Annotated in this window: 31 protein-coding genes, 1 tRNA gene and 1 pseudogene; 22 read left to right on the forward strand and 11 right to left on the reverse strand. The window is 68.3% G+C overall.

The window, feature by feature from the left end; all coding sequences use genetic code 11:
* Nucleotides 1-78 precede the first annotated feature (78 nt).
* From OX958_RS23560 to OX958_RS23575, 4 genes are all read right to left on the reverse strand, one after another.
* Nucleotides 79-2,280, reverse strand: coding sequence for an MMPL family transporter (locus tag OX958_RS23560; RefSeq protein WP_270131435.1), 2,202 nt, complete (start codon nt 2,278-2,280; stop codon nt 79-81).
* 154 nt (nt 2,281-2,434) lie between these two features.
* Nucleotides 2,435-3,121: a response regulator gene (locus OX958_RS23565; RefSeq protein ID WP_270131437.1), complete on the reverse strand. Its 687-nt coding sequence runs from the start codon at nt 3,119-3,121 to the stop codon at nt 2,435-2,437.
* A complete protein-coding gene (locus OX958_RS23570) occupies nt 3,118-4,296 on the reverse strand; it encodes a sensor histidine kinase (protein WP_270131439.1) in 1,179 nt (392 codons plus the stop codon). The genes OX958_RS23565 and OX958_RS23570 overlap by 4 nt, the downstream gene beginning before the upstream one ends.
* 58 nt (nt 4,297-4,354) lie before the next feature.
* Nucleotides 4,355-4,717, reverse strand: a complete 363-nt coding sequence (locus tag OX958_RS23575; protein ID WP_270131441.1) for a cupin domain-containing protein — start codon at nt 4,715-4,717, stop codon at nt 4,355-4,357.
* A 215-nt stretch (nt 4,718-4,932) separates the two neighbouring features.
* Between OX958_RS23575 and OX958_RS23580 the strand changes: the two genes are divergently transcribed.
* Nucleotides 4,933-6,312, forward strand: coding sequence for an aldehyde dehydrogenase family protein (locus tag OX958_RS23580; RefSeq protein ID WP_270131443.1), 1,380 nt, complete (start codon nt 4,933-4,935; stop codon nt 6,310-6,312).
* 84 nt (nt 6,313-6,396) lie between these two features.
* Nucleotides 6,397-6,714, forward strand: a complete 318-nt coding sequence (locus tag OX958_RS23585) for a hypothetical protein (RefSeq protein ID WP_270131444.1) — start codon at nt 6,397-6,399, stop codon at nt 6,712-6,714.
* 47 nt (nt 6,715-6,761) lie between these two features.
* Here OX958_RS23585 and OX958_RS23590 read toward each other — a convergent pair whose 3' ends face one another.
* Nucleotides 6,762-7,874 carry a M23 family metallopeptidase gene (locus OX958_RS23590; protein WP_270131446.1) on the reverse strand — a complete coding sequence of 371 codons (1,113 nt, stop codon included), beginning with the start codon at nt 7,872-7,874 and terminating at the stop codon, nt 6,762-6,764.
* 186 nt (nt 7,875-8,060) lie between these two features.
* Here OX958_RS23590 and OX958_RS23595 point away from each other — a divergent pair, with 186 nt between their 5' ends.
* The 5 genes from OX958_RS23595 to OX958_RS23615 all read left to right on the forward strand — a co-directional run bounded on the left by OX958_RS23595 (nt 8,061) and on the right by OX958_RS23615 (nt 12,655).
* Nucleotides 8,061-8,756, forward strand: coding sequence for an RNA polymerase sigma factor (locus OX958_RS23595; protein WP_270131448.1), 696 nt, complete (start codon nt 8,061-8,063; stop codon nt 8,754-8,756).
* Nucleotides 8,753-9,826, forward strand: coding sequence for a CU044_5270 family protein (locus tag OX958_RS23600; RefSeq protein ID WP_270131450.1), 1,074 nt, complete (start codon nt 8,753-8,755; stop codon nt 9,824-9,826). The genes OX958_RS23595 and OX958_RS23600 overlap by 4 nt, the downstream gene beginning before the upstream one ends.
* Before the next feature lie 66 nt (nt 9,827-9,892).
* The gene (locus tag OX958_RS23605) at nt 9,893-10,288 is read left to right on the forward strand and encodes a VOC family protein (protein WP_270131452.1); all 396 of its coding nucleotides are present in this window, start codon (nt 9,893-9,895) and stop codon (nt 10,286-10,288) included.
* A 235-nt stretch (nt 10,289-10,523) separates the two neighbouring features.
* Nucleotides 10,524-11,207, forward strand: a complete 684-nt coding sequence (locus OX958_RS23610; RefSeq protein WP_442913295.1) for a response regulator transcription factor — start codon at nt 10,524-10,526, stop codon at nt 11,205-11,207.
* Complete coding sequence (locus OX958_RS23615; RefSeq protein WP_270131454.1) at nt 11,204-12,655, forward strand: HAMP domain-containing sensor histidine kinase; 1,452 nt, start codon at nt 11,204-11,206, stop codon at nt 12,653-12,655. The genes OX958_RS23610 and OX958_RS23615 overlap by 4 nt, the downstream gene beginning before the upstream one ends.
* A 98-nt stretch (nt 12,656-12,753) precedes the next feature.
* Here OX958_RS23615 and OX958_RS23620 read toward each other — a convergent pair whose 3' ends face one another.
* Nucleotides 12,754-14,916 carry an MMPL family transporter gene (locus tag OX958_RS23620; protein WP_270131456.1) on the reverse strand — a complete coding sequence of 721 codons (2,163 nt, stop codon included), beginning with the start codon at nt 14,914-14,916 and terminating at the stop codon, nt 12,754-12,756.
* Between the two features lie 85 nt (nt 14,917-15,001).
* Nucleotides 15,002-15,301 carry an aromatic-ring hydroxylase C-terminal domain-containing protein gene (locus OX958_RS35395; RefSeq protein WP_442913221.1) on the reverse strand — a complete coding sequence of 100 codons (300 nt, stop codon included), beginning with the start codon at nt 15,299-15,301 and terminating at the stop codon, nt 15,002-15,004.
* Nucleotides 15,302-15,634: 333 nt separating this feature from the next.
* Between OX958_RS35395 and OX958_RS23625 the strand changes: the two genes are divergently transcribed.
* Both OX958_RS23625 and OX958_RS23630 read left to right on the forward strand, forming a co-directional pair.
* On the forward strand, nt 15,635-16,105 hold the full coding sequence (locus tag OX958_RS23625; protein ID WP_270131457.1) for a nitroreductase family deazaflavin-dependent oxidoreductase: 471 nt from the start codon (nt 15,635-15,637) through the stop codon (nt 16,103-16,105).
* Nucleotides 16,106-16,144: 39 nt separating this feature from the next.
* A pseudogene (locus tag OX958_RS23630) lies at nt 16,145-16,386 on the forward strand (IS481-like element ISAar28 family transposase); the annotation flags it as partial.
* A gap of 505 nt (nt 16,387-16,891) precedes the next feature.
* Here the strand turns inward: OX958_RS23630 and OX958_RS23635 are convergent.
* A tRNA-Ile gene (locus OX958_RS23635) sits at nt 16,892-16,968 on the reverse strand.
* A 132-nt stretch (nt 16,969-17,100) separates the two neighbouring features.
* On the opposite strand from OX958_RS23635, the gene OX958_RS23640 reads away from it, so the two are divergent.
* The 4 genes from OX958_RS23640 (at nt 17,101) to OX958_RS23655 (ending at nt 19,147) form a co-directional block, all read left to right on the forward strand.
* Complete coding sequence (locus OX958_RS23640) at nt 17,101-17,247, forward strand: hypothetical protein (RefSeq protein ID WP_164603490.1); 147 nt, start codon at nt 17,101-17,103, stop codon at nt 17,245-17,247.
* Nucleotides 17,248-17,538: 291 nt separating this feature from the next.
* Nucleotides 17,539-18,726: a tyrosine-type recombinase/integrase gene (locus OX958_RS23645; protein WP_270131459.1), complete on the forward strand. Its 1,188-nt coding sequence runs from the start codon at nt 17,539-17,541 to the stop codon at nt 18,724-18,726.
* 1 nt (nt 18,727) lies between these two features.
* Nucleotides 18,728-18,877, forward strand: coding sequence for a helix-turn-helix domain-containing protein (locus OX958_RS23650; protein ID WP_270131461.1), 150 nt, complete (start codon nt 18,728-18,730; stop codon nt 18,875-18,877).
* Nucleotides 18,878-18,904: 27 nt separating this feature from the next.
* Nucleotides 18,905-19,147 carry a hypothetical protein gene (locus OX958_RS23655; protein ID WP_270131463.1) on the forward strand — a complete coding sequence of 81 codons (243 nt, stop codon included), beginning with the start codon at nt 18,905-18,907 and terminating at the stop codon, nt 19,145-19,147.
* A gap of 60 nt (nt 19,148-19,207) precedes the next feature.
* Here OX958_RS23655 and OX958_RS23660 read toward each other — a convergent pair whose 3' ends face one another.
* The 3 genes from OX958_RS23660 to OX958_RS23670 all read right to left on the reverse strand — a co-directional run bounded on the left by OX958_RS23660 (nt 19,208) and on the right by OX958_RS23670 (nt 20,548).
* Nucleotides 19,208-19,561: a helix-turn-helix domain-containing protein gene (locus OX958_RS23660; protein ID WP_270131465.1), complete on the reverse strand. Its 354-nt coding sequence runs from the start codon at nt 19,559-19,561 to the stop codon at nt 19,208-19,210.
* A 74-nt stretch (nt 19,562-19,635) separates the two neighbouring features.
* On the reverse strand, nt 19,636-19,989 hold the full coding sequence (locus tag OX958_RS23665) for a hypothetical protein (RefSeq protein WP_270131467.1): 354 nt from the start codon (nt 19,987-19,989) through the stop codon (nt 19,636-19,638).
* A 166-nt stretch (nt 19,990-20,155) separates the two neighbouring features.
* Nucleotides 20,156-20,548: a hypothetical protein gene (locus OX958_RS23670; protein ID WP_270131468.1), complete on the reverse strand. Its 393-nt coding sequence runs from the start codon at nt 20,546-20,548 to the stop codon at nt 20,156-20,158.
* 185 nt (nt 20,549-20,733) lie between these two features.
* On the opposite strand from OX958_RS23670, the gene OX958_RS23675 reads away from it, so the two are divergent.
* The 9 genes from OX958_RS23675 (at nt 20,734) to OX958_RS23715 (ending at nt 24,424) form a co-directional block, all read left to right on the forward strand.
* Nucleotides 20,734-20,985, forward strand: a complete 252-nt coding sequence (locus OX958_RS23675; RefSeq protein ID WP_270131469.1) for a helix-turn-helix domain-containing protein — start codon at nt 20,734-20,736, stop codon at nt 20,983-20,985.
* Between the two features lie 78 nt (nt 20,986-21,063).
* Nucleotides 21,064-21,594, forward strand: a complete 531-nt coding sequence (locus OX958_RS23680; RefSeq protein WP_270131470.1) for a hypothetical protein — start codon at nt 21,064-21,066, stop codon at nt 21,592-21,594.
* Complete coding sequence (locus OX958_RS23685) at nt 21,591-21,926, forward strand: hypothetical protein (protein WP_270131472.1); 336 nt, start codon at nt 21,591-21,593, stop codon at nt 21,924-21,926. The genes OX958_RS23680 and OX958_RS23685 overlap by 4 nt, the downstream gene beginning before the upstream one ends.
* Nucleotides 21,923-22,204 carry a hypothetical protein gene (locus tag OX958_RS23690; RefSeq protein ID WP_270131474.1) on the forward strand — a complete coding sequence of 94 codons (282 nt, stop codon included), beginning with the start codon at nt 21,923-21,925 and terminating at the stop codon, nt 22,202-22,204. Before OX958_RS23685 ends, OX958_RS23690 begins: the two co-directional genes overlap by 4 nt.
* Nucleotides 22,204-22,806 carry a hypothetical protein gene (locus tag OX958_RS23695; RefSeq protein ID WP_270131476.1) on the forward strand — a complete coding sequence of 201 codons (603 nt, stop codon included), beginning with the start codon at nt 22,204-22,206 and terminating at the stop codon, nt 22,804-22,806. The genes OX958_RS23690 and OX958_RS23695 overlap by 1 nt, the downstream gene beginning before the upstream one ends.
* A complete protein-coding gene (locus tag OX958_RS23700; protein WP_270131478.1) occupies nt 22,799-23,077 on the forward strand; it encodes a hypothetical protein in 279 nt (92 codons plus the stop codon). The genes OX958_RS23695 and OX958_RS23700 overlap by 8 nt, the downstream gene beginning before the upstream one ends.
* Nucleotides 23,077-23,226, forward strand: a complete 150-nt coding sequence (locus OX958_RS23705) for a hypothetical protein (protein ID WP_270131479.1) — start codon at nt 23,077-23,079, stop codon at nt 23,224-23,226. The genes OX958_RS23700 and OX958_RS23705 overlap by 1 nt, the downstream gene beginning before the upstream one ends.
* 23 nt (nt 23,227-23,249) lie before the next feature.
* Nucleotides 23,250-23,651, forward strand: a complete 402-nt coding sequence (locus tag OX958_RS23710) for a hypothetical protein (RefSeq protein WP_270131481.1) — start codon at nt 23,250-23,252, stop codon at nt 23,649-23,651.
* The gene (locus OX958_RS23715; protein WP_270131483.1) at nt 23,648-24,424 is read left to right on the forward strand and encodes a ParB/RepB/Spo0J family partition protein; all 777 of its coding nucleotides are present in this window, start codon (nt 23,648-23,650) and stop codon (nt 24,422-24,424) included. The genes OX958_RS23710 and OX958_RS23715 overlap by 4 nt, the downstream gene beginning before the upstream one ends.
* Nucleotides 24,425-24,453 lie beyond the last annotated feature (29 nt).

A 24,453-nucleotide genomic window follows, 5' to 3' on the forward strand; every position in this document is an offset into this window, starting at 1 on the left:
GACGTCACACCCCGATCCGGCTGGGCGGTGCGGATCCCGGGCGTCCCGCACACAGCGTGCCCAACTGTGCGCACCCCGTCAAAAGATCCGCGCGTCGCTGAGATCGGGGTCTTGCAAGGTCGCGCCCTCGGTGTCCACGGTCGGAAGGAGCCGGTCCAGCCAGCGCGGCAGCCACCAACTGACTTCGCCCAGGAGTTGCAGAGCGGCCGGTACCAGCACCATGCGGACCAGGAGTGCGTCCACCAGGACGCCTACGGTCAGGGCCAGCCCGACCGACGCGACCATGGCGTCACCACCACTGAAGGCGAAGCCTGCGAACACCGACGCCATGATGGCGGCTGCCGCGACCACGATCGGCGACGCTTGACCGAAGCCCCGCAGTACGGCGGCCCGGGTGTGCAGGCCCTGCCGATGCGCCTCGTGGATCCGGGAGACCAGGAACACCTGGTAGTCCATCGCCAGTCCGAACAGCACACCGACCACGATGAGCGGCATCAGACTTGCCAGCGGCCTTGCTTCGTCCAGACCGACGAGGCCACCGGCCCAACCCCACTGGAAGACCGCGACCGTCACTCCGATGCCTGCGGCAAGGGACAGCAGGAACCCGGCCGTCGCCAGCACCGGTACCGCGATCGACCGGAAGACGAGCATCAGCAGGAGCAGCGAGAATCCCGCCACGCAGATCAGGTAGGTGACGAGACCCGACGAAAGCCGCGAGTCGACATCCACGTCGACGGCTGTCTGACCGGTGACCGAGACCTTCGCTCCCTGCGTGTCGGCCATTGCCGTGCGCAACGAGTTCACCAGCTCGCCGGTCCGCGCGTCGGCGGGACCGTACTCGGGAGTGACCGCCAGGAAGGCGACTGCTCCGCTTTCGGCCGGCTGAGCCGGACTGACGTCGACGACTCCCGGGAGCGCCGCGACCTCCTCGGCGGTCGCTGTCGCGGTTGCGGCCGCCTCCGAGCCTTCGAACAGGACGATCAGCGGATTCTGTTCGCCGGCACCGAAAGCGTCGCTCACGATCTGGTACGCCGCGCGCTGGGAGCTGGCCGGGTCGGCGCCCCCCGGAGGATCGAGCTCGGTCTCCAGCGAGAGCGCCGGTACTGCGAGCGCGCCGATGGCGACCGTGGCGATCAGCATGCTGAGGACAGGCCGATCGACCACCAGCAAGGCCCAGCGACGCAGGATGCCGAAACGGGGCTCCGTTTTGCTGGTCCTCTCGTCTACTACCACCTTCTCCTCGCCGGCGACCGGGCGTTCTCTGCGCGGCAACGCCTTGTAGCCAAGGGTTTTCAGCACGGCCGGCACGACGGTGAGAGAAGCGACCACGGCCACGATCACAGCGAAGGCCGCACCCAGGCCCATCTCGGTGATGAACGAGATCTTCACGATCGCCAGTCCCGCCAAGGCAATCACCACGGTGGTTCCCGCCACCAGCACGGAGGTGCCCGCAGTACCGGAGGCTCTGGCCACGGCAGCGTCGATACCGGCTCCCCGACGGAGCTCGTCGCGGAACCGCGACAGGATCAGGAGCGCGTAGTCGATGCCGACCGCGAGTCCCAGCATCAGCCCGAGGATCAGGGTCGTGGACTGGATGCCGTCACCGACCGACGACCAGGCGAGGACGCCGATCATGCCGACCACGACCCCGGACAGGGCGGTCAGCAGGTTCGCGCCGGCCGCGGCCAGCGAGCCGAAGGTCAGCAGCAGGACGACGAACGCGACCACGACCCCGACCGCTTCGGTGATGCTGGCGATCTCGGGCGCACCGTCCTCGAGTGAGCCACCCAGTTCGATCGTGTATCCCGCTCCGGCCAGGTTCGCCGCGGCCTTGCGAAGGTCCTTCTCGACCGTCGCCTGCTCGGCCTCCAGCTCGACGGCGAGGGTGGCGACGGCCACCGAGCCGTCCTCCGACACGAACGGACGGCGCTCGTCGTACGGGTCCGAGGCGGACAGCACCCCCGGTACGTCGCCGGCGCGCGACACCAGGTCGGTGACCAGCTTCTTCACTCCGGGGTCGGCCAGCGACGTACCGTCCGGCGCCTCGACGACCAGCATCAGCTCGCCGGACGCCGGACCCGCTGCGGCCGGGAACTCCTTTTCCATGGTGGCCAGCGCCGTGGTGGACTCGGCGCCGCCGATGCTGAACGGCGCATCGGAGAACTTCGCGCCGGTGATCGTCAGCACCGCGAAGACCGCGGTCACCACGATCCAGGCACCGGCGACCACGAGACGGTGACCGGCGCTGAAGGCACCGACCCTGGACAAGAATCGAGACATGGGAACTCCTGGACGAAGGCCGTACGAAGGCCGCTGATGCGGCTCGATGCCTTACCTTCGGCCTCGCGGTGCTCGCCGGGCGTCGTCCAGCGGCGGTAGCGGCGTACCGCGAGCGCGGTATTTCTGGGCCGCTGAGCAGTGCTGCGGTGCTCGGTCAGTGCTGGTCGAGCAGGCCGGCCCGCAGCGCCGCGACGACGAGTTGGGACCGGTCCGAGACCTGCAGCTTGCTCATCGACCGGTTGACATGGGTCTTCGCCGTCATCGGCGAGATGAACAGATGCTCGGCGATGGCGTCGTTGCTCAGTCCGCGGGCAACCAGAGTCACCACCTCGCGCTCGCGCGACGTCAGCGATGCGACCTTGCGAAGATCCTCCGGTGACGCCTGCTCGTGCACCTGCGGTTTGAGCGCAGTACGAGCCAGATGCCCGACGACGGTGTTGGTCGCAACGGCGGACAGCGACGCGTCTCCCGCCGCGACCCGAGTGACCGCCTGCAACAGTTCCTCGTGATCCGCGGACTTCCCGAGGAACCCGTTGGCCCCGGCCTTCAGCGCGGCGAGCACGTTCTGGTCGGTGTCGAAGGTGGTCAACACCAGAATGCCGATCCCGGCAGTAGCCGGGTCGGCACGCAACTGAACGATCGCGGCCACACCGTCGAGTACCGGCATCCGCAGATCCAGCAAGATGACATCGGGCAGCAGCGCTCGCGCCATACTGACCCCCCGCTGGCCGTCGGCCGCTTCGCCGACAACCTCGACTCCGTCGCCCGTCTCGAGCAGCGCGCGGATCCCGGAGCGGATCATCGCCTGATCGTCGACGATGAGTACGCGTACGACGCTCATCCGAGCGGCTCCTTCGTGGGTCGCGGGGCGGTGGCCGGGAGTTGGGCGGTCACCAGGAAGCCGTCCGCCTCCGGACCCGCCCGAAATGTACCGCCCAGCAGATGGACCCGTTCCTCCATGCCCACCAGTCCTAGTCCGAGTCCGCTACCACCAGCCGTCGCCGTCCCCTGCGCCGCCCGGGTGTTGCGGATCGACAGGGTGACGTAGCCGTTGACGGGAGCACTGGCGATGACCTCGGCGCTACCGTCGCCGTACCGCTGCGCATTGGTGAGAGCTTCTTGAAGCAGACGCTGGGCGGCGGTGCGCGCGACTGGCGCCAGCGTCGACAGCTGCTCCAGCCCGTTGGTCTCGACTCGCAGCCCGATGCCCTCGAAACTCAGCAACAGGTCCTCGACCAGATCGGCACCGACCGGAGTGGACGGGACGAGCTCGGATTCGGAGGCCCGAAGGACGTTGAGAACGATTTGCAACTCCTCCAGTACCGACTGAGTCGCGACCTGAACGTCGTCGAGCGCCCGCTCGGCCACCTGCGGCGAACGCAGCAGGTTCGCTCTCGCGACGTTGGTGTGGACGCTGACCACCGCGAGGTGATGGGCGACGCTGTCGTGCAGCTCGCGGGCGATCCGCAGTCGTTCCTCGGCCACGTGCCGAGCCACTTCTTCCCGCCGCCGCTCAGTCTCCTGCCGACGCCGCCCGATTTCCGCGATCACGTACCGCCGCTGAGCCTGCACCCACTGCCCCACCCCGACCATCGCGACAGCGAGGGCTATCAACCCGAACGTGCCGCCGTTGCCGCCGTCCAGGCCGGTGAGGAACGTCGCGGCCATCACGGCCCCCGCGAACGCGATCCCGGCGGCGACCGCGTCGAAGCGTGGACGGCGCAATGCGAACAGGAACAACAACGCGCCAGCGACCGCCCACGACCCCCACGGAGCCGGATCACGCACGGTCTGAGCAGCCAGCAGCGCGGCCACCACCGCAGTCACGATCGACGCCCGCGTGGACAGCGCGAGACCGACCACTCCTAGACCAAGGGCGATCCACAAGCCGGCCGCACCGGCATCTTCGCCGACGACAGCGGACACCCCACCCACCATCAACGTCACCGCGGCCGTCAGCACGCCTGAAACCACCCAGGGATCCATCCGGCGTACCGACGACCGCGCCCATTCCATCCTCAGACGATAGGCCAGCCGCAGCCTGCCGGCCGACTGACCGCCACTGCCCCGACGGCTACTCCAGCCAAATGGTCTCGAAGCTCGAGCTCTCATGAATATGAATCGCCTCGTACCCATCGGGCCCGGTGGAGAACTTGTGGGGTGTCTCAGCCGGCACCACGATGATCTGCCCTGCCCTACCGACGAACTGACTGTCCCCCACCGTGAAGAGCGCCGATCCCCGCCGGATCACGAAGGTCTCCGGGTAGTGATGCAGATGCAACCGCGGACCGACGCCTTCCTTGCTGGTCGACTCCAGAATCAGCGAGATTCCCACCCCACCAGGCAACTCGGTGTAGTCGTCGGTCCAGTCCTCGCCGTCCTCCCGGCCATCGGCCCGCCCGATCACCACAGCTTCGGAGTTCGCGATCTCACCCATGGACACCCCTCAACGACTCGGCGATTCGTCAACCTCACCAGTGTCGAACACGCCGACGCTCACCAGTACCCCTCGAGCCAAGAATCAATTGGTTGCCAACAGCATTCTCTCCCGGGTGAGAGACAAGGGCCGTCGAGCCGAACCTCGACCGGATTGGTCCGGGACCGAACGGGAACCGGGGACGCTGATTCCCCGCGCGTACCGGAGGTGTGACCGTGCTCGACGAACTGACCGGCCGGACGATCGAGATCTACGACCCGGCGAACGGCGACCTGGTCGGCGCGGTGTCGATCGCGACACCGACCGAGATCGACCGTGCAGTGGAGCGGGCCCAGCAGCGCAGTACCGACTGGGCCCGTACGCCGGCGGCCGACCGTGGCGCTGCCGTCCGGGCGGCCGCGGGGTTGCTCCGGGAACATGCGGACGAGTTGGCCGAACTCAACCGCGCCGAGACCGGCAAGCCCTTCGACGAGGCGCGCGGCGGAGTACTGGCTGGTGTCGGCACTCTCGAGCAGTACGCCGAACTCGGGCCGGTGCACCGCGGTAGGACGCTACTCGGCAACTCCAACGCGACGGACCTGATGGTCCCCGAGCCCAGAGGTGTCGTCGTCGCGTTGACTCCCTGGAACGACCCGGTCGCCGTCGCCTGCGGTCTGCTCGGAGCAGCCCTGGTCACCGGCAACGTCGTGATCCACAAGCCGAGCGAGCGGTGTCCCCACACAGGTCGCCGGCTGGGTGAGCTGATGGCGGCGGCCTTGCCGGACGGCGTACTGACTACGTTGCTCGGTGATGGCGACGTCGGCGCGGAGCTGGCGGGCCGACCGGAGGCGAACGTGATCGCTCACGTCGGCAGCACGGCCACCGGACGATCGATCGCCAGAGCTGCGGCGGCAACGGGTGCAAAGGTCTTGCTGGAGAACGGCGGAAACGACCCGTTGATCGTGGACGAGGACGTGGATCCGGTCTGGGCAGCCGGCCAGGCGGCACTCGGCGCCTTCGCGAACTCGGGCCAGCTCTGCGTCGCCGTCGAGCGGATCTACGTGCACCGTGCGCTGGCAGACCGCTTCCTGGATGCTTTGGCGGCTGAGGCCAGTTCGCGACAGTTGGCGCCGCTGGTGGACCGCAGGCATCGCGAACTCGTTCACCGCCAGGTCGCGGCCGCGGTGAGCTCCGGTGCGACCGCCCTGACCGGCGGCGACCTCCCGTCCGGCCCTGGTGCGCACTACCCGGCCACAGTGCTCGCGGACTGTGGTCCTGAGCTCGAGGTGATGCAAGCGGAGACGTTCGGCCCGGTGGCGCCGGTAGCGGTCGTCGACAGTTTCGACGAAGCGCTGCGGCTCGCGGCCACCGGCGAGTACGGGCTCGCAGCCTCCGTACTCACCGGCTCGATGACCAACGCGCAGCGTGCCTGGCGCGAGCTCCCTGTCGGCACGGTCAAGATCAACGCCGTCTTCGGTGGCGCGCCAGGCGGAGCCGCCCAGCCGCGCCGGGCGAGCGGATCAGGGTTCGGCTACGGCCCCGAACTGCTGGACGAGCTGACACAGGTCAAGGTGGTGCACTGGGAGGCGCCGCCAGTTGCCCCCGGCACCGTCTGAAGCCGGCCGGGCCACTCGCCGGCGCTTGCTTCTGCCGCCGGCGGGTACATTGGCCAGCATTTCGCCCATCGAGCTGGAGGATTCATGCGCCTGATCGCACTTGGTGCCCTGTCCCTGCTGGCTACGGCTGGCGCCGTAGCCGTGCCCGTCACGACCGCCCAGGCCGCCCCGGCCGCCGTTGCCGCGATCGACTGCGAGATCTGGCGCTCGACCGGCGCGGGCCTGACCGCGTTCGGCCGGTGCGTGGAGGCCAACGGGTACCCGCGCTTCCAGGTGAAGTTCCGCTGCGCGAACGGCACCAACGTCTACTCACCGATCGTGCGCCTCGGTCAGACCACCTGGGCGAGCTGCACGGCCTCCCAGGGCGGCACCGGCACGATCTCGATCCTCGGCAAGAACTGACCGCCCGGCCGCCTCGCCTGCAGACGCCAGGCGAGGCGGCCACCGGTTCAGCTGAAGCGGTTGTAGATCGCCTGCCCGGGGTACGCCGTGACGCCCAGCCGGGTCGCATAGCCGCCGTACTGCGCGCCGCCGTGGTAGAAGGTCCAGCCACCGATCCCCCGGCCGTGCAGGTTGGTGTACTGGCCGTTCATGTTGGCGTCATAGGTCCGCAGACCCCAGTGAACATGGGCGCCGCTGGCCGCTCCTCCGGCGCAGAGATCGACGCCGATGGTGCCGAGGTAGGCGCTGCGGCCGACCGCGGTTCCGTTGTAGTACGTCGCGCCGTGCATGTGGTAGTAGTCCGTCGAGAACCCGTTCGGGTGAATCACCCGGGTCCAGCCACCACCCGCGCCGCACATCGAGGTCGCGGTACCGGAGCCCGAGGAGCGGACGATGCCGCTCGCGTTGCCGCCGGAGAAGTCCATGCTGCTCCAGGGACCGGAGCCGCCGTCCCAGGCGTGCGGGCCGCCGGACATCGTCATGTAGTAGTCCGGCATCCAGGGCAGCAGTAGGCCGGTCGCGGCGAGGGTGCCGTTCGTGGCCGTCGCCTTCTTCTCCGCGAACGCCTTCAGGTTGCCGCGTTCGGCGGCCGGTACGAGCGGAGAGGTCGCCACGAAACCGGCGAACTCCTGGTCGCCTTCGAGGCCGGTCACCCAGCGCCCGTTCACGTGCCGAGCGACGAACAACCATCCCTGGGGAGCGGCGTGCTCAACGGTGGCCGCCTCGATGTAGGCGACTCCTCGAGCCCAGCCGGCGATTGCCGACCTGACGTCGACCACCACCTCCCGCTTGGCGTCAGCCAGCCGGGCAACAGCCTGCGCGGCGGTCGCGCCGCGAGTCTCAGCGCTCTGGGCGAGGGCGTCAGCAGCCACCGCCTGAGCCAGAGCGCGGGTCGACTGGTCGGACAGCGTCCGCTGGGCCGATCGCAGAGTGACGGGCAGTACGCCGGTCGCTTCGGCGGCGACCGCTGAGGTTCCGGCAGTTGGAGCGCCTGGAGGTGCCGGCGCGGCTTCGGCAGCGGTGGTCAGGCTGGTCGCGAGCGCCAAGCCCAAGCCGGCTTTCAGCAACAAGCCAGGGCGGACAGGACTGGGCAGACGGAGCTGGAGCAGAGATTTGCGCATGGGCGGAGCCAATCTCGTGAGGCGGGACGCTCGCACGGCGACGAGCACACCTACGGTTCTGCCCGACAGTTACCACCGCGAAACTCTCCGTATCGGTAATTTCTTCACAGACAACTGGGGTCGGGCCAATGGGAAGCTTCGGGGATGGGGCGGGAACAGGAATCGAGCCTGCGGGCAGAAGCGGGCATGCACCGACTCCGCCTCGGCACCGCCGATGACGAACCGCTCGAGGTCGTCCCTGCCGAATCGCCGCCCGACCGGGACCAACATCAGCTCGCTCAGCCGCCCGGCTCGAGCACGCTCCGGCGTACCGAGGCAGCGGCCGATCCCGAGCCGCCGCTTCAGCTTGGCGAGACCCCCGAGGACTTCGCCCGGCTGTTCGACCGGTACGCGACCCGCATCCACCGGTACGTCGCCCGCCGGCTCAGCAGAACCGAGGCGGACGACCTGGTCGGCCAGACCTTCCTGATCGCCTTCGAACGCCGGCACCGGTACGCCGACTCCCCAACCGGCGCGCTCCCCCTGCTCTACGGGATCGCGACCAACCTGATCCACCGCAAGCGCCGCGACGAGGTCCGCCAGTACCGCGCCTACGCCCGCTCCGAACCAGCCGGTACCGACCAGTACGACGACCCGCTCGCCACTGAGGTCGCCGCGCGCGTCGACGCCGCCACGGCCAACCGGCTCCTCACCGGCGTCCTGGCCGGCCTCAACCAGGGCGAGCGGGACGTCCTGCTGCTCTACGCCTGGGAAGACCTCAGCTACACCGAGATCGCCGAGGCCCTGAAACTACCGATCGGGACCGTCAGCTCCCGCCTGTACCGAGCCCGTCGAGCACTCCGCTCCGCGCTCGGCTCCGACTTCGAGGGGAACCAGTCATGACCGAGATCGACCTGCTCAAGCGCGTCCGCGCCGACGAACCGGACGCCGACCCACTCGTCCTGGCTCGCGCCCGTCAGCGCCTGCTCACCGCCGGCCCGGTACGCCGCCGCGCACCGCGAGCGCGCCTGCTCATCGCAGGCGGCCTCGCGCTGACCCTGGCCGGCGCCTTCCTGGTCCGAGACGTGGTCAGCCACGACGGCAGCGCCGTACCGGGTGCGGTGGCCGACGCCGGTACTGTCCTGGCCGACGCCGCCGCCAAGTCACAGGCCGCCCCCAACGCGTCGGTCGGGCCGGGAGAGTTCTACCTGGTGACGATGCGGCGAAGCTTCGCCCACACGTACGGTCCCAAGAAGCAGTATCGGGCGACGAGCCAGCTGATGGTCGAGTCCTGGATTCCCGCCGACCCGAGCCGCGGGTACCTGCAACGGAACCATGACTTCCTCAAGGTGGACTACGCGAACGCCGAGTCGAAGGCCGCGGCGCGCAAGTACGCGCCGTACCTGCTGACCAAGCCGAAGACCCACCTCGTCCGCGTCAACTGCAAGGGCTTCCGCCTCGATCTGCGAATCCCGCGCGAGGTCCTCGACGAACCGTGCACAGGTGACTGGAGCCGGCCGACCCCAGCCTTCCTCGCCCGGCAGCCGCGTGACCCCGACAAGCTGCTCGCAGTACTGCGTACCTACACCCCGCCGGCTGTACGCAAGGAAAACTGGTCCGACCGGGTTCGAGCGGACCACATCCCGCTGGACCAGCGGGCCTTCAGCCGTATCGGCAGTGTCCTGCAATCAGGGATCGTCCCGCCCGACCTCCGAGCGGCCCTGTACCAGGCAGCGCGGAAGATCCCGGGCATCCAGTTAATCGAGAACGTGGAAACCCTGGACGGCCGACGCGCCCAAGCCATCGGCTACACCTCCGAGGGCCAGCGCTTCGACATCCTGATCGACCCCACCACCGGCCAAGGCATCGGCTCCCGCCTCATCGACCCGCGAACCGGCAACGGCCCCGAGACCGTCTACATGGCCTTCTCCTACACCACCCGCGTCACCTCGACGCCGGCGCCGCAGAGGTAGCTGCGCAGATCGGGGTCAGCGTGAATCCACGTGACACTGTCCGTGAGGTTTGTAGATCATGGCCGAATGGCGCGACTCCACGACATCGTCTTCGACTGCCACCACCCCGCATCCATCGCTCGCTTCTGGGCCGACGTTTTGGACGGTTACGCCGTCGCGCCGTACGACGACGCAGAACTCGCCCGCCTGCGCTCGGTGGGAATCACCAGCACCGAGGACGACCCGACAGTCCTCGTCGAACCAGCACACAGCGGACCCCGCCTGTGGTTCCAGTACGTGCCAGAACCCACCAGTGGCAAGAACCGAGTACACCTCGACCTGCTCACCGCGGACCTGGAACCGGAACTCCGACGCTTAACTGCTCTCGGCGCGACAATCCAGGCCCGACACACAGACAACATCGTCCTGACCGACCCCGAAGGCAACGAATTCTGCTTGTCCCCAATCGCCAGCCACCATTGAGGATTGTGCTCAGTCCAGGGCCGGCTTGGCGGCGAGGTCGAGACCGTACCCGGTGGGACTGACCTCGCGAGGTTGTCTGGCGGGGCGGCGCGGAAGATCTACTGTCCGGCTGCCGGGTGCGATGCTGGTCCTCCGGTCCCCCATGCGCGGCGGCGCTCTAAGCCTAGTCTCAGGTTGACCGGGGACAGTGAGCGGCCGAAGCATCGACTGAAGGAGGCGGGCCGGCGTGCGGATCATGATCGCGGATGACGAGCCGGCCATTCGTGAGTCGCTGGAGCGGGTGCTTCAGGTCGAGGGATACGACACCAGTACCGTCGCCAACGGTTTCGCCGTGCTCGACGGGGTCGATGGGCCTGGCGGTGACACGCTGGATCTGCTGATCCTCGACGTGATGATGCCTCGCCTCGGCGGGTTGGAGACCTGCCGGCGGTTGCGGGCCGCGGGCCGGGATCTGCCGGTGCTGATGCTGACCGCCCGTGACCAGGTCTCGGACCGGGTCGCGGGGCTGGACGCGGGCGCCGACGACTACCTGCCCAAGCCGTTCGCCACCGAGGAGTTGCTGGCCCGGGTGCGGGCTCTGCTGCGGCGGCGCATGCCGACCGACGAAGAGTCGCAGATCCTGTCGTTCGCCGATGTCCGGCTCGATCCCGACAGGTTCGAGGCGTGGCGGGGCGGGCGGCCGCTGCGTCTGACCCGAACCGAGTTCTCCCTCCTGCAGGTCCTCATGGGCAACGCGACCCGGGTGTTGACCCGCGACGTACTGTTCGAGGCGATCTGGGGCTTCGACATGAGCGCCACCGCCAACAACCTTCAGGTGTACGTGAGCTACCTGCGCCGCAAGATGGAGGCCGAGGGTGAGCCGCGATTGATCTACACGCTGCGCGGCCTGGGGTACACGTTGCGGGAGACTCCTCCGTGAGCTGGCCCGCCGCCCGGGAACCGCGCCGGCTGACCCGATGGTGGCGCCGGCGGTCCCTGCGGACCAGGCTGACGGTGATCGCGGCGACGGCCATCGCGGTCAGCGTGTTCGGGGCCTTCCTGGTGGGCATCGAACTACTGGACTCCGAACTGCGGGACACCGCCGAGAACCAGCTACGCACCGACTCTCGCGTCCTGGCGACGAACGCAGAGCGCGCCGGTCTGGCGCAGGTCCAGCTACCGCCGTACCCCGGATCCGGTCGGCTGGTGCGGGTCATCCTGCCCGACGGCTCTACCCGTACGCCGGCCGGCCAGCCCGCGCTGCCCCCGGTCAGCAAGCGAGCCGGGCGCGTGGCGCAGGGCGTGTCGGGCGACCTGATGGAGTCGAACGACGGCGGCGACGACGACTACTTCGTCTACACCCTGCGGGCGGGCGGCGGCGCGGTGCAGGTGGCGCGCATCGCCGACGAGAGCCCGATCACCCGGCTCGGGTTGGGCATGCTGCTGATGGGGCTGCTCTGCGTGGTTGGCGGCGCACTGGTCGGGCGGACCGTGGCGCGGACCGGTCTGGCGCCGCTCGACCGGCTGACCGCCGCCGCGGTACGGGTCGCGCACACCCGGGATCTCGACGCCGACATCCCCGATGAGGGCGGTGGGGAGATCCGGCGGCTGATCCGGTCGATCAACGACATGCTCGCCGCGCTCCGGGACTCCCGCCGGGCCCAGCGGCTGCTCGCCGAGGATGCCGCCCACGAACTCAAGACCCCGCTCACCAGCCTGCGTCTCAACGTCGAACTGCTGATTCGGCTCGATCGTCGCGGCACCCTGGACAGCGCGCTGCCGGCGAAGAGCCGGACCCGGCTGCTCAACGATCTCGGTGCCCAGGTGGCCGAGTTGAGCACCCTTGCCGCCGAGCTGACCGACCTGGCGCGCGGTGATGTCAGCGACGAGAGCGCCGAACAGCTCGACCTCGCCGACGTGGTGGTGGCCGCCGCGACCCGGGCGCGTTCGCGCGTGCCCGACATCGAGATAGCGCTCGACGTGACCTCCGTGTGGGTGAGCGGGCGTCCCGCTGCGCTCCAGCGGGCGGTGCTCAACCTCATCGACAACGCCGGCAAGTGGTCCCCCGCGGACCAGCCGGTACAGGTCCGGCTCCGTGGCGAGGGCCCGTCGGCGGTGCTCGAGGTCGACGACGCCGGGCCGGGCATCGACGCCGCCGACGTACCGCGGGTGTTCGACCGGTTCTACCGTGCCGACAGCGCCCGGGCGTTGCCGGGCTCGGGCCTGGGGCTGTCGATCGTGCAGCGGGTCGTCGACGCCCACGGCGGCCGAGCCACCGTCGCCCGCTCCGCACGCGGCGGCGCGCTGCTCCGGCTCGACCTTCCGGTCGCAACCCCGCCTGCCCCGACCGCGCGACTCACCGCCGGGGACGACACTTCCGCGCGCTGACCCTCCGGCGGTGCAGGACAGAGGGGCGGCGATCGTCCGGCCCACGAAAGCCGGGACGGGCCTAGGGCCCGTCCCGGATCTCGTCCGTGCCGCCGCGCTCACCGTTCCAGCGCGGGCTCCCCGTGGTCGGCGAGCGACTGTTGCCCGTTTGGCGGCTCCGCCGTCGCATGGGACAGCCGACTCGGCCACCAGACCCGCCGATCGATCAGCAGGGTGAGGGCCGGTACCAGAACCGATCGCACCAGCAGCGCATCGAGCAGCACGCCGAAGGCGACCAGGAACCCGACCTCGACCAGCATCACCAGCGGAAGTGTGGCGAGGACCGCAAACGTTGCCGCCAGCACCACTCCTGCCGAGGTGATGACGCCACCGGTGGCGGAAAGGGCTTTGAGCATGCCCTCTCTGGTACCGAGACGCACGGCCTCCTCTCGGGCCCTGCTGACCAGGAAGATGTTGTAGTCGACACCGAGCGCCACCAGGAACAGGAACGCCAGCAGCGGCACCGAGTAGTCGATTCCCTTGAACCCGAGGATCGTGTCGAAGACGAACACGCTGCCACCGAAGGCCGCTGCGAAGGAGACGATCACGGTCGCCATCAGGATCAGCGGAGCCACGATCGCCCGCAGCAGCAGCCCAAGGATGATCAGGACGACGATCAACACCAGCGGGATGACCAGCTTCTCGTCGCGGCTGGTGGTCACCTCGGTATCAAGGTGCTCCGCACTCGGCCCGCCGACGATCGCCTCTGCCCCGCTCACCGCGTGTACGGCGGTGCGCACCCGCTTGATCGTGTCGTACTCCGCGACGGTGTCCGGCGCGTCCGTCGGGAACACGGAGATTTCGGCCCAGTCACCGCTGGTCTCACCCGGCATGGCCTGTGCCACACCGGAAGTGCCCTTGACGACGTCAAGCACCTGCTCCTGCTGCGCGGGCCGCGTGAAGATCGTCATCGGCTGACCGCCGAGCTCCGGGAAGTGCTGGCGAAGAACGGTGAAGCCGGTGACCGACTCCGGAGCGTTCAGGAACTGGTCCTGCTCCCGCAGGGGGCCGGTGTTGCCCGCCAGCCCGATGGCGAGCACGCCGAGGACTCCGAGCGAGCCGAGCGCCGCCATCCACCGGCGGCGGTTGATGGCGGTGCCGAGCCGTCCCCACAGCCCCGGCTTGTCTTCCACGGCCGTGCTGAACCGCGGGATCTTCGGCCAGAAGATCCGCCTGCCGAGCACCACGAGCACCGCCGGGAACAGCGTCAGCATGGCCACCAGCGCACACACGACGCCGGCCGCACCGATCGGGCCAAGTCCGCTGGTGCTGTTCAGGTCCGCGACGAGCAGGCAGAGCAGGCCGGCGACCACGGTGGCCGCGGACGCGACGATGGCCGGCGCCGCGCCGCGAAGCGCGTGGAGCATCGCGACCCGGACGTTCTCGTGGTGGTGAAGTGCCTCCCGGTACCGGGCGATGACCAAGAGCGCGTAGTCCGTGCCGACGCCGAAGACCAGGATCGTCAGCAGCGCCGAGTTCTGGTCGTTGATCACGATGCCGAAGCCCTTGACGAGCAGGTAGACGGTCGCCATCGAGGTCAGTGCGGCCGCACCCACGGCCACCAGCGGGATCAACCACAACACCGGGCTGCGGTAGGTGAGGATGAGCAGAAGCGTGACGACGACGATGGTCGTGAGCAAGACCTGCAGGTCGATGCCGTCGAAGACGGCGTCCAGGTCGCCTTCGATCGCGGCCGGACCGGTCACGTCGAGCTCCAGGCCGGCAGGGCGGTCCTTCGCGGCGTCACGCAACGGGCCGACGATGGTCTCCGGTCCGCCGTACGACGTGCTCACGTCGAGGGTGAACATCATCGCCTTGCCATCGGTGGAGGGACTCGTCGGTGGACCCTCGTCCTCGCCGCCGGCCGGGTCCGCCACCTTCGGCGGGTACCGCTTGGCAAGGGTGTTGTAGTGCCGCTCGACCGTCGCGCGGTCGGCGTCGGTCAGGCCGCCGGCGCGGTGGTACACGAAGACGAACGTGTTGTCGTCCCCGCCGGGAAGACTGTCCTCCAGCACCGCCACCTTGGTGGACTCGGCACTGGCCGGCAGCGTGTCCGCGGCACTGTCGGTGGTGACCGAGCTCAACTTTCCGCTCAGCGGCACCATGAACACCGCCAGCGCCATCCACAAGCCGATCACCAACCACGGCACCCACCGGCCGGCCAACCGACCTGCCAACCGACCCGGCGGCGCTTCCCCGGACGGTGCTGCGTTGACTGCCATCACTAGCCTCCTACAGACGAGTTACATCGCTTAGCTGAGGCCTCCTTCCTACGGAGCGAGTCTTAGACGACCGTTAGAACGGCGCTCAGGTAATACGGCGCTCAGGCAGGTGACCGAACCAGGTGCCCAGCGCAACTACCTGGGAGATGACGTCGAGGTCTCGCCCGATGGGCAAGGCCCAGGCGACGCGGCCGTCAGGCCGGATGAGTAACGCGTCAACGTCCACCCGGTCCGTACGAGCGTCGTCGGTCCAAACCTGAACGACTACCTTTGTCGAATGCAGTTGGGTGGGGTCGATCTCCGCTGCGGCTCTCGCGCTGGAGCAGGAGCAATGGCGATCTTCATCCAATGGAACGATCGGCCCGACGCCACCATTGAGGAACATCCCGCCTCCGGCGGGGGCGACCGCCGGTACGACGAACTGGAGCGGTTGCTCGAACCCTGAGGCAGCCCCCGGCCGATGTGTTGCTGCTAACGGCCGACACCGTCTGGATAGAGCCCGAAGTGCCCCGCTATCACCTCGACGGCGTGGACTACGCAATGCGCTGGAGGCCGGCCGCAGGTCTGGCGAACTGAGTCTGCGCTCGTTGAGCATTGGTGAGTCCAGACCGAGTGAGCAGCAGTCACCTCCCGACCGGTCGACAGAACCAGGCGCCCCGCGAACTGGTATCGCTGGTTGTTGGAGTACCGGGAGTTGTTGCGAGCTAGCCTCGTCTCCATGGGCACGCTGACACCGCTGGCGATCAAGATCGGCTCGCTGACCTGGATTCCGAAGCTCCTGCCACAGATCACCTGGCTGGACAAACTGATTCAGCGGATCAGCCGCGGGCACTGGTCGATCCTGCGGGTCGCCGGGCTGCCGAACCTGATGCTCACTGTCGTTGGCCGCAAGTCCGGCGTGCCACGCTCCACCCCGCTGCTCTGCGTGCCCTACCGCAACGGGCACCTCATCGCCGGCTCCAACTTCGGCGGCCCGAAGACACCCGTCTGGGTGGTGAACGTGCGTGCTGCCGACCGAGTGACCGTGGCGGTCGGCGCCGAGCAGCACGAGGCAACCGCGCGGGAGATCACCGGCGAGGAGCGGGAGGCCGTTTGGGAGCACATGCTCAGTACCTGGCCGAACTACGCCCGGTACGCCGCCCGAACGGACCGCACGATCCCGGTGTTCTTCCTGAAACCGGGCGCCTAGAACCGCAGTGATGGTTGAACCGATCGGGAAACCGCCTGGTACGTATTCGCCCGCGGACGCAGATGCGTGATCTTCCAGCTCATCGACGACCACTCCCGCTACGCCGTCGCCTTCCACCTCGCCTGCTGTCCGACTGACAACGGATCCGCGCTCAACCCGTCCCGCCGCGGAATCTCGGCCAACTCGTCGTCCACCTGATGGCACTCGACGTGCAGCCGATCACCGGCAAACCCTACAAACCAACCACCCAGGGCAAGAACGAACGCTTCCACATCGATCTTGAGCAGGCAACTTCGAGCCTGTTGCACCCTTCGCTCGCTCAACACAAGGGCGCTTCCTATCCCCCGGAGGAAGCACTCTTGCTGACGCGTCTTGATGCCTCCGATCGCCGATCGCCCTAATCCTCGTCCAATGACGGCTCGCTAATCCCAGCGATCGCCCGATCCGGATTCAATTCGAGATACTCCGCGGAAATTACCCAACTCGCTGCGCCTGGTTCCGAGGTCGGCCTTGGCCCTAGAGGAAGCCGTGACCACCCTCGACTCCGCTGCAGGCACGGCTGATCGGCTCGGTTGCCGGAGCACGTTGCGCCATCCTTGCCTGCACTTTGAGACTCCGCTCGGCATCGACCTGATGGGTGGACGCGGCCGTGCCTCGTGGTCAGCCTTGATCTGCAACTCGGGTGGGCTGGTGCCTTGCGGCTCCAGTAGAGGCCGAGCCGCGCGTTGGCACCCGCGCGATGCAGGAGCGAGTAGCCAGAGGCTGCGCGGGCGCAGTACGTCGTGCTGGTGGGGCGGGTGGGACTCGAACCCACGACCCAGGGATTATGAGTCCCTTGCTCTAACCGGCTGAGCTACCGCCCCCGTGCGTCCGGGTGGTGGCCGGTGCGCTCGGTGATGATATCGGATTCCAGGGGTGGGTCAGGGGGATGACTGAGGGGTTTTGCGGTCCGGGTGGGGGATGATGGGGAGCCAGGTCCGATGAAGGGAAGTTCGATGGGCTGGTTCATTTTTCTGGTGCTCGTAGTGGGTGCCGTTGCGGCGTACAAGTTCCGGGTGCCGTTGATCGCGAAGTTGACCGGGCAGCCGCAGCACCGGATTCAGCGGGCGATCGAGAAGCGCAAGGAGAACAAGCGGCGCTGAGGGTTCGAGGAGGGGCCGAAGGCGCGCGTGGAGTGGGGCGCGCGCCGGGCTGGTGGTGGTCCGGAGACGAGGAAGGCCGGTTCCTGGTGAGGAACCGGCCTGATTTGTTGCTCCCGCGACTGGACTCGAACCAGTACTGATTTTTCGCCGGAAAATGGCCTCTGACCTGGGATCGCTTCGCAGGAGACGCAGCATGACGCAGCCTCAGTAGGACGCATAATGACGCAGTTAGAGACTCTGTGACACTCTAAAACTGGCACAATCTGGCACGCGGGTGGCACGATAGCAGGCATGCCAGACACGCCCCGCTCCTCGTTCGGGAGCATCCGGAAGCTTCCCTCCGGCCGCCACCAAGCCCGGTACGTCGGGCCCGACGGGATGGACCACAAGGCCGCGTTCACCTTCGACGGCAAGGGCGACGCCGAGGAGTACCTCGCCGGCGTCCGCACCGACATCGTGCGCGGGGTGTGGAAGCCAACCACCGAGCCGACGATCACCGACGTGCCTCTGGTCACCCCGTACATCCATTCGTGGATCGAAAGCCGGATCACCAAGCGAGCGAGACCGCTGGCGCCGCGCACCAAGGCCCACTACAAGTGGCTGCTTGAGACCTACATCGACCCTGTATTTGGCAAGGTCGAGGTGCCGGCGATGAACCCGGCCGCGGTCAGGACTTGGTACTCCAAGATGCCGGAGGGCCAGAAGACAGCTCGAGCTCACGCCTACAGCCTGTTGCTGTCGGCAATGAAGACAGCGGTCGAGGACGACAAGCTGCTCGACGCGAACCCCTGCCGACTCCCCGGAGCCGCGAAGACCAAGCGCGTGCGCCGCATCGACCCGGCGACCATCCAAGAGCTGCAGGTCATCACCGACGCGATGCCTGAGCGACTCCAGCTGGTCATCCAATTGAGCGCCTGGTGCGCCCTTCGGTTCGGCGAGGTGACCGAGCTACGCCGCAAGGACACGAACCCCCGCCGGCTGAAGCTGATCGTCGAGCGCGGTGTCGTGCGCGTCGACGGCGAGATCATCGTCGGCGACCCGAAGTCAGACGCCGGCACCCGCGACCTCGAGATCCCGCCGCACCTCGCACCGATGGTTATCGACCACAACCGTCGCTTCACCCAGCTCGGCGCCAACGGACTGCTGTTCTGGGGACAGAAGACCGGCGAGCAGCTCGCCCACTCAAGTCTGCTGTGGCACTTCAACAAGGCGAAGCATGCGGCCGGCCGGCCCGACCTCACGCCCCACGGACTGCGGCACACCGGGGCGACCCTGGCGGCCCAGGCGGGCGCGACGACCAAGGAGTTGATGGCATTCCTCGGCCAGAGCACAACCGAAGCGGCGATGCTGTACCAGCACGCGTCCGAGGCGCGGGCCAAACTGATCGCCAAACGGCTGAGCGAGTTCGCGGCCGGCGAGGACTGGAAGGAGGCGGCCGGTGATGGACAAGCCATACCTATCAATCGCGGACGTCGCTGACATGTACGCCGTCAGCAAGAAGACCGTGCGCGGCTGGATCAGGACCGGGCACCTGCCAGCCTTCCGGTACGGCAAGCGCCTTATCCGGATCGACCGCGAAGCAGCCGAGGCACTCGGCCGGCCGATACCGACCACCGCAGTACGGACGTAATCCGCCCACCACGAACGGAGAATCGACATGCCCTTCGGCACCCCGACCTCGCTCCTAGCCCAGGCCACGTACGGCGCTGTCTTCACCCACACCAACGGCATCCAGATCCGCATCACCCGCGAAGATCCCGCGGCCATCCTCGGCGACCCTGTCGACTTCGACGAGGCGATCCAGTCCGCGGTCGACGTCATGAACGCCTCGCCGGACTGGACGTTCGAGGGCGGCGGCAAGACCTATCCGACCAACGCCACACTCACTCCGACGCCGTAACCGCCGAGCGTTAGTCGAGTGGCCTGGTACCCGCGTACCAGGCCACTCGCACATTCCGCACTACTCGAACCAGGAAGCCTCGGCGCCTTCAGTCGCCAGGACTCTCAGCATCCGCCGGGCGCCGGGCGACAGCCTGGGCCAAGCGTCGATCACCGCGGCCAGGTCCGGATCTTCGACCGGCTTCGGTTCAAGGCCGGCCAGGACCCGCTTCACTGACCCGGGCTGCCAGCCGAGAGCTTGCTCGAGCTGGGCGAGCGTGCCGGGATCGTAGGACTCCTTGCGGTGGTGCTCAATGCTGTCGACGGTGGTTGACGACAGACCGGCGGCCGCGCCGAACGATGCTGCGCTGTGTCCCTGCCGGGCCCGCTCGGCGGCGACCCTGGCCCCCAGCCTCGCCCAATCCCCCACGCTCATGCGGGCGAGTCTGTTGGCCGGGCCGCCGTCAAGAGGTCAACACACACAAGTCATTGCAACTTGTGGCAACTTTTTCAGCCGCGATCTGCCGCCCCCGGCGCACGAGTTAAGACCGCGGTCTTGCCCGCTTTGTGGTCAGTGAGGCTGACCACCACAGGCCGCTCGATGCGACGGCCTGCACGGAACCCGTCGGCCTCTCCCATGTCATACCCGAACCGGTAGGCCTGATCCTCTGCGACCTGCCGCCTTTCCAGACGCCGGATGAGCCCCCAGTAGCACAGCAGGATCGTCCCGACGATGATGCCCGTACGCCCGAGCCCTGCTAGCGGCTGAGATCCCCCAGCCTGTTCCCACATCGCGCAGAAACCGCCCACTGCTACCAGCAGCAAACCGCCGCCCACAAACACACCTTGCTCCGCACGTCGCACGACGTAACCCTCCCGATGGTGTCCCGTTGGATTTGGTGGAGTGCCGGCCGTGTGAGCCCGTCAAAGCAGCGCGGTCGGTACTCCCCTTAAATCCTTCACGGTGTGACCTAAGTTACGGACACCCGATCTCGGTTTGGTCACTTTCCGTACCACTATCTACGCTCCGTCACGAGCCGGCGGCCTTACGTGTCCGCTTCGGCGCAGGCTGCTGCTCGTCCGCGCGGATGCGCTCGACGGTCCACCGGATCAGGTCGGGATCTCCACTCGCCGCCTCGACCCGTTCAATGTCTCCGGCGCCTACGTACAGCAAGAAGTCGCGCGGCAGAGACAGCGCATCACCGAGGCCGCGCAGGGTGTTGTCGGAGATCTTCTCGTCGGCGCGCTTGACCCGATCGACGGTCGCCCGGCTCACGCGCCCGCCGGCCTCGATCTTGGGCCCGGACAGCCCGAGCCATCCCATCTGAGCGCGCACCAGGTCGGCAATCCGCTTCCTGCCAGCCGTATCAATCATGAATCTAAGCATGAGGGATCTGCTTTCTCCTGCGTCGTGCCGCGTCATGGTGCGGCATGCTGCCTGACACAGGATGACGCATAGAAACGCAGAAAGCAGTAGCTCGACGCAGAAAGAGTTCACTGAGGTAGTTGACTCTGTCCGCATCGCGGTCATACGGTGAAGCCTCATGACGCAGCAAGACGCAGCATGAGGCGGTCGACCAACCGTCATACCCGCAAGGGAGTACCCCTGTGAGCAAGCTCCAGAAAGAGGCCGCTCGGCCGCTGGGTTCCGACGCCGTCGCCCCGCAGCTCCTCACCCCGAAGGCCGCCGGCGCACGAATCGGCGTCAGCGACGACACCATCCGCCGGATGGTGGCCGCTGGTGAGCTCGCCGGCACCGACATCGGGTCGCCGAACTATCCGCGCCTGCGGGTGAGCGAGATCGCTCTGGCCGAGTACATCGCTTCTCGGACCACGACAGGCGAGACGCGCTCCGCCTGAGCCTCCGCCGTCCAGCAATGAACCCCGGCTCTACCGCGAAGCAGACAACCGGGGCCCATCGACAGAAAAGAGCATCTCATGCAGCAGCAGGACTTCCCGCAGTACGCACCGCGGCCGCGACAGCCGCGGTACCCGCTGACCGAGGCGGCCGAGGCCCGCCAGACCGAGCGCGACAAGCTCACGCCGTACGTCGCGGTCGCGTTGGCGATCGCCATCGTGATCGCCGGCGTCCTGGTGTTCATCGTCCTGTCGGACAACATCGCCGCCCGGGCCGGCGCCACCGCTGATAAGGCGCCCGTCCCGTCCGCGCAGCCCGGCCCGCCCGTCCCCCAGCCGATCCGCACCAAGCCGACCGAGAAGTCGCCGCCAGTACACGGGATCGTCACCGGCGACGGCACCTGGATCATCGGCAAGGACATCAAGCGCACGACGTACGAATCGGTCATCGTCGAGACCTGCTACTGGGCCAGGCTGACCAACCTGTCCGGCGACTTCAACTCGGTCACCGAGATGGGCTTCGGCCGCACCGGCAAGCAGATCGTCGAGCTCGGCCCCAACGACGTCGCGTTCCAGTCCGACGGCTGCGGCGAATGGACCGAGGTCCGATGACCGCCGTCGACGAAAGCCGCGGCACCATCGCCGATCGCCTGCACGACCTGGCCGACGAGCTCACGCTGGCGGCACCCGCTCTCGAGGCGGACCCCTCGCTGGTGGCGATCGCCGGCAACGAGCTCCGGATCGGCCACGTGTACTGGCCGACTACCACCCGGCGTATGTGCGTCGAGCGAATCACATTGAAGACCTGCGCGGGCCGACCGATGGATCCCATGCTCATCGCCCACGGCCCGACCGAGCTCAAGGACACCGACGACGGCGTCGTCGTCGCTGAAAAGTGGACCGACAACTTCTTCGGCGACGACTGGGTCGTGGTCGAGCGATGAGCGGCCTAGATCTGGCCAAGCAGGCCCGTGACGCGTTCAACCGGCACGGCAAGTTCACCGCCCGCCTGGTCGAGCACCACGGCGCGGTCGAGGTTCGCTACGTCGACGCCGGCGACATCGCAGCCACGGTCTGGCCCCCCAGCTCGACTTCGGGCGAGCAGTGGCGATGGCTCGCGGGATACCCCGGCGGCGGCATCCGGTCCCTGCCGAAGAACACCCCTCTCGACGTCCTGGTCCCGGCCGTCGCCACGCACGTCCTCGACGAAAGGCCGAACTGATGACCACCGAAGCCGTTGAACTGACCGCCGTACAGCACGGAACCGACAGCATCCCGATGCCCGCGATGGACCGTCTCCCGAAGGGCAGCGCCGTGCGCCGGCTCGCTGAGATCCTCGGCCGGCCGAACCTGGCCGTCCGCGTCACCGAACTGCTCGGCCAGCACGTCTCCGTCGTCCTGGCCCAAGCCGTGGACGCCGCGTTCGTACGCCGCATCACCGAGATCGAGGCCGAGGTCGAAGCCCGGCTGACCGCTGAGTACGCGGTCCGGTTCGCGGCCGAGCTCGAGCAGGCGCACGCCGCGATCGTCGACCGCTGGTCGATCCAGGACCACGCCGACCACCGGGCCGAGGTCAGCGCACAGCAGGAGATCGAGGACGCCGTACGGCGCGGAGCCGAGTCCGACACCGCGGTCGCCGTCGTGCCGGAGCAGCCCGAGATCGACTGCGTCTCTCCGGAACCGCAGCCGTGGGCAACCCGCGTCGACCTGCGCCAGCCGCCCCTCGTCCTCGCCGGCGTGTTCAACCGCGCATCCGATGACGTCGCCGAGCAGGCCGAGCAGGCCCGCATCGACCGGTTCATGGCCGGAGGCAACGATGCCTAGGGTCACGCTCAACGGACTGTCCGAACGCACAGTCGCTGCCCTGGACCAGCTCGCCGGCACCCACATCCCCGAACCGGACGCGCCGTTCCTCGATACCTCCCGGACGTACCCCGTCGATGCGCGCCAGCTGTCCAGCGCGATCGCCGAGGGGATGGCGGCGCGGCCGGAACTCAAGCAGCCGCTGTACGTCGTACTGCGCAGGCTGCAGGCCTGGCACGCCGCGCAGCTGCTCGGTGCCGGCGGCGATACGAACCATGTGAGCGTCTCGTGATGTCGGCCCAGCTCGAGTGGTTCCCCGAGCTCCCGACCAAGGACGACCTGGTCGTCGACGCCGACCGGCGCCTCGCGGCGCTGAGCCGGTCCGTCGACCAGGGCGCGCCCTGCCGCACCATCGGCCACCAGCTGGACGGTGCACGGTGACGCCCTGGTACTGCCGAGGCTGCATGCGCGCGCCCCGCAGCGGCCGCGCCGTGATCCGCTGCGACAAGTGCTGCGGGTGGAAGAACCCGCTCAAGACCGACGACGGGGCGCCTGCGCCCCAGCTGGATGCACCCCAGCCGACGGCGGTGTCCCCTGCCGCCCCGTCGTCGCTCCCTCGCCATTTCCGCCTGATCCGGCACCACGACGTGTCCGGCGTCTCCGGCACCGGCCCCGTTGCCGAAGGCACCCAGTTCACCGACGGGTCGGTCGCGGTGCGCTGGTACGGCGACTACCCGTCGACCGCGGTCTGGCCCGACATCGACTCGGTGCTCGCCGTCCACGGTCACAAGGGCGCCACCGAGATCGAGTGGCTTGACGAACGGCCGATCCCCTACTGGCCGGCCGAAAGGACGCCTGACCAGTGACTCCCACCAAAACGAGCCTGCGGCACCTGCCGCTCGAGCGGCTGACCGCGCACGCCGACAACCGGCCACTGGACCGGGACAAGGTCCGCGAGATGGCCGACTCGATCCGCCAGCACGGCATCCTCACGCCGCTGATCGTGACCGAGCACCTCACCGACTACAACCGGTGGATCATCCTCGACGGCCAGCACCGCGCGGCCGCGGCCCGGCTGGTCGGCAAGCAGCAGGTCCTGTGCTCGGTCCGCCATGGTCTCGACGCCGACAAGGACGAGCAGATCATCGTGATGCTGGTCGCCAACTGCCAGCGCGCCGAGCTGGACCCGATGCACCGCGCCGAGCAGTTCGGCGTACTGCAGAAGGCCGGCCTCACCATCGAGCAGATCGCGACCCGCTGCGGACTCTCGCCCAGCTGGGTCTCCGAGTCCCTGGCGCTGCTCGACCTCGACACCGAAACCCGCGAACGGGTCCGCGCCGGCGACGTCGGCGTCGGCCAGGCCAAGGCCGCCGTACGGCAGGTACGCCGAGCGGTCCGCACAGGTACGCCGATCGGCGACGCGATCGGCGTCGTGCCGCAGCGACGCCCGACCGTCAACGTCGGGCCCGCCCACTTCACCCGCAAGCACCCGCTCGCCGACGTAGTCCGCGCCAGCTGCGAACACGTCGACGCGTCGACCGGCCAGCTGCGCCCGAAGGTCGGCGCATCCGGCTGCGGCCAGTGCTGGGAAACAGCCATCCGCGCCGACGAGAACAGCAAGGCGGCAACACCGTCATGACCACCACCACACCCATGGAGACCCACCGC

The sequence above is a fragment of the Kribbella sp. CA-293567 genome (assembly GCF_027627575.1).
Taxonomy (GTDB): Bacteria; Actinomycetota; Actinomycetes; order Propionibacteriales; family Kribbellaceae; genus Kribbella.

What these genes read in the sequence shown, in the direction of transcription:
- OX958_RS23610 (WP_442913295.1), top strand. Translation starts at nt 10,524, where the DNA reads ATGATCGCGGATGACGAGCCGGCCATTCGTGAGTCGCTGGAGCGGGTG.
- OX958_RS23590 (WP_270131446.1), bottom strand. Translation starts at nt 7,874, where the DNA reads ATGCGCAAATCTCTGCTCCAGCTCCGTCTGCCCAGTCCTGTCCGCCCT.
- OX958_RS23705 (WP_270131479.1), top strand. Translation starts at nt 23,077, where the DNA reads ATGTCGGCCCAGCTCGAGTGGTTCCCCGAGCTCCCGACCAAGGACGAC.
- OX958_RS23710 (WP_270131481.1), top strand. Translation starts at nt 23,250, where the DNA reads ATGCGCGCGCCCCGCAGCGGCCGCGCCGTGATCCGCTGCGACAAGTGC.
- OX958_RS23660 (WP_270131465.1), bottom strand. Translation starts at nt 19,561, where the DNA reads ATGAGCGTGGGGGATTGGGCGAGGCTGGGGGCCAGGGTCGCCGCCGAG.
- OX958_RS23575 (WP_270131441.1), bottom strand. Translation starts at nt 4,717, where the DNA reads ATGGGTGAGATCGCGAACTCCGAAGCTGTGGTGATCGGGCGGGCCGAT.
- OX958_RS23565 (WP_270131437.1), bottom strand. Translation starts at nt 3,121, where the DNA reads ATGAGCGTCGTACGCGTACTCATCGTCGACGATCAGGCGATGATCCGC.
- OX958_RS23600 (WP_270131450.1), top strand. Translation starts at nt 8,753, where the DNA reads ATGACCGAGATCGACCTGCTCAAGCGCGTCCGCGCCGACGAACCGGAC.
- OX958_RS23650 (WP_270131461.1), top strand. Translation starts at nt 18,728, where the DNA reads ATGTACGCCGTCAGCAAGAAGACCGTGCGCGGCTGGATCAGGACCGGG.
- OX958_RS23645 (WP_270131459.1), top strand. Translation starts at nt 17,539, where the DNA reads ATGCCAGACACGCCCCGCTCCTCGTTCGGGAGCATCCGGAAGCTTCCC.
- OX958_RS23605 (WP_270131452.1), top strand. Translation starts at nt 9,893, where the DNA reads ATGGCGCGACTCCACGACATCGTCTTCGACTGCCACCACCCCGCATCC.
- OX958_RS23625 (WP_270131457.1), top strand. Translation starts at nt 15,635, where the DNA reads ATGGGCACGCTGACACCGCTGGCGATCAAGATCGGCTCGCTGACCTGG.
- OX958_RS23670 (WP_270131468.1), bottom strand. Translation starts at nt 20,548, where the DNA reads ATGACGCGGCACGACGCAGGAGAAAGCAGATCCCTCATGCTTAGATTC.
- OX958_RS23680 (WP_270131470.1), top strand. Translation starts at nt 21,064, where the DNA reads ATGCAGCAGCAGGACTTCCCGCAGTACGCACCGCGGCCGCGACAGCCG.
- OX958_RS23690 (WP_270131474.1), top strand. Translation starts at nt 21,923, where the DNA reads ATGAGCGGCCTAGATCTGGCCAAGCAGGCCCGTGACGCGTTCAACCGG.
- OX958_RS23595 (WP_270131448.1), top strand. Translation starts at nt 8,061, where the DNA reads ATGCACCGACTCCGCCTCGGCACCGCCGATGACGAACCGCTCGAGGTC.
- OX958_RS23695 (WP_270131476.1), top strand. Translation starts at nt 22,204, where the DNA reads ATGACCACCGAAGCCGTTGAACTGACCGCCGTACAGCACGGAACCGAC.
- OX958_RS35395 (WP_442913221.1), bottom strand. Translation starts at nt 15,301, where the DNA reads ATGTTCCTCAATGGTGGCGTCGGGCCGATCGTTCCATTGGATGAAGAT.
- OX958_RS23560 (WP_270131435.1), bottom strand. Translation starts at nt 2,280, where the DNA reads ATGTCTCGATTCTTGTCCAGGGTCGGTGCCTTCAGCGCCGGTCACCGT.
- OX958_RS23685 (WP_270131472.1), top strand. Translation starts at nt 21,591, where the DNA reads ATGACCGCCGTCGACGAAAGCCGCGGCACCATCGCCGATCGCCTGCAC.
- OX958_RS23620 (WP_270131456.1), bottom strand. Translation starts at nt 14,916, where the DNA reads ATGGCAGTCAACGCAGCACCGTCCGGGGAAGCGCCGCCGGGTCGGTTG.
- OX958_RS23700 (WP_270131478.1), top strand. Translation starts at nt 22,799, where the DNA reads ATGCCTAGGGTCACGCTCAACGGACTGTCCGAACGCACAGTCGCTGCC.
- OX958_RS23655 (WP_270131463.1), top strand. Translation starts at nt 18,905, where the DNA reads ATGCCCTTCGGCACCCCGACCTCGCTCCTAGCCCAGGCCACGTACGGC.
- OX958_RS23570 (WP_270131439.1), bottom strand. Translation starts at nt 4,296, where the DNA reads ATGGAATGGGCGCGGTCGTCGGTACGCCGGATGGATCCCTGGGTGGTT.
- OX958_RS23640 (WP_164603490.1), top strand. Translation starts at nt 17,101, where the DNA reads ATGGGCTGGTTCATTTTTCTGGTGCTCGTAGTGGGTGCCGTTGCGGCG.
- OX958_RS23585 (WP_270131444.1), top strand. Translation starts at nt 6,397, where the DNA reads ATGCGCCTGATCGCACTTGGTGCCCTGTCCCTGCTGGCTACGGCTGGC.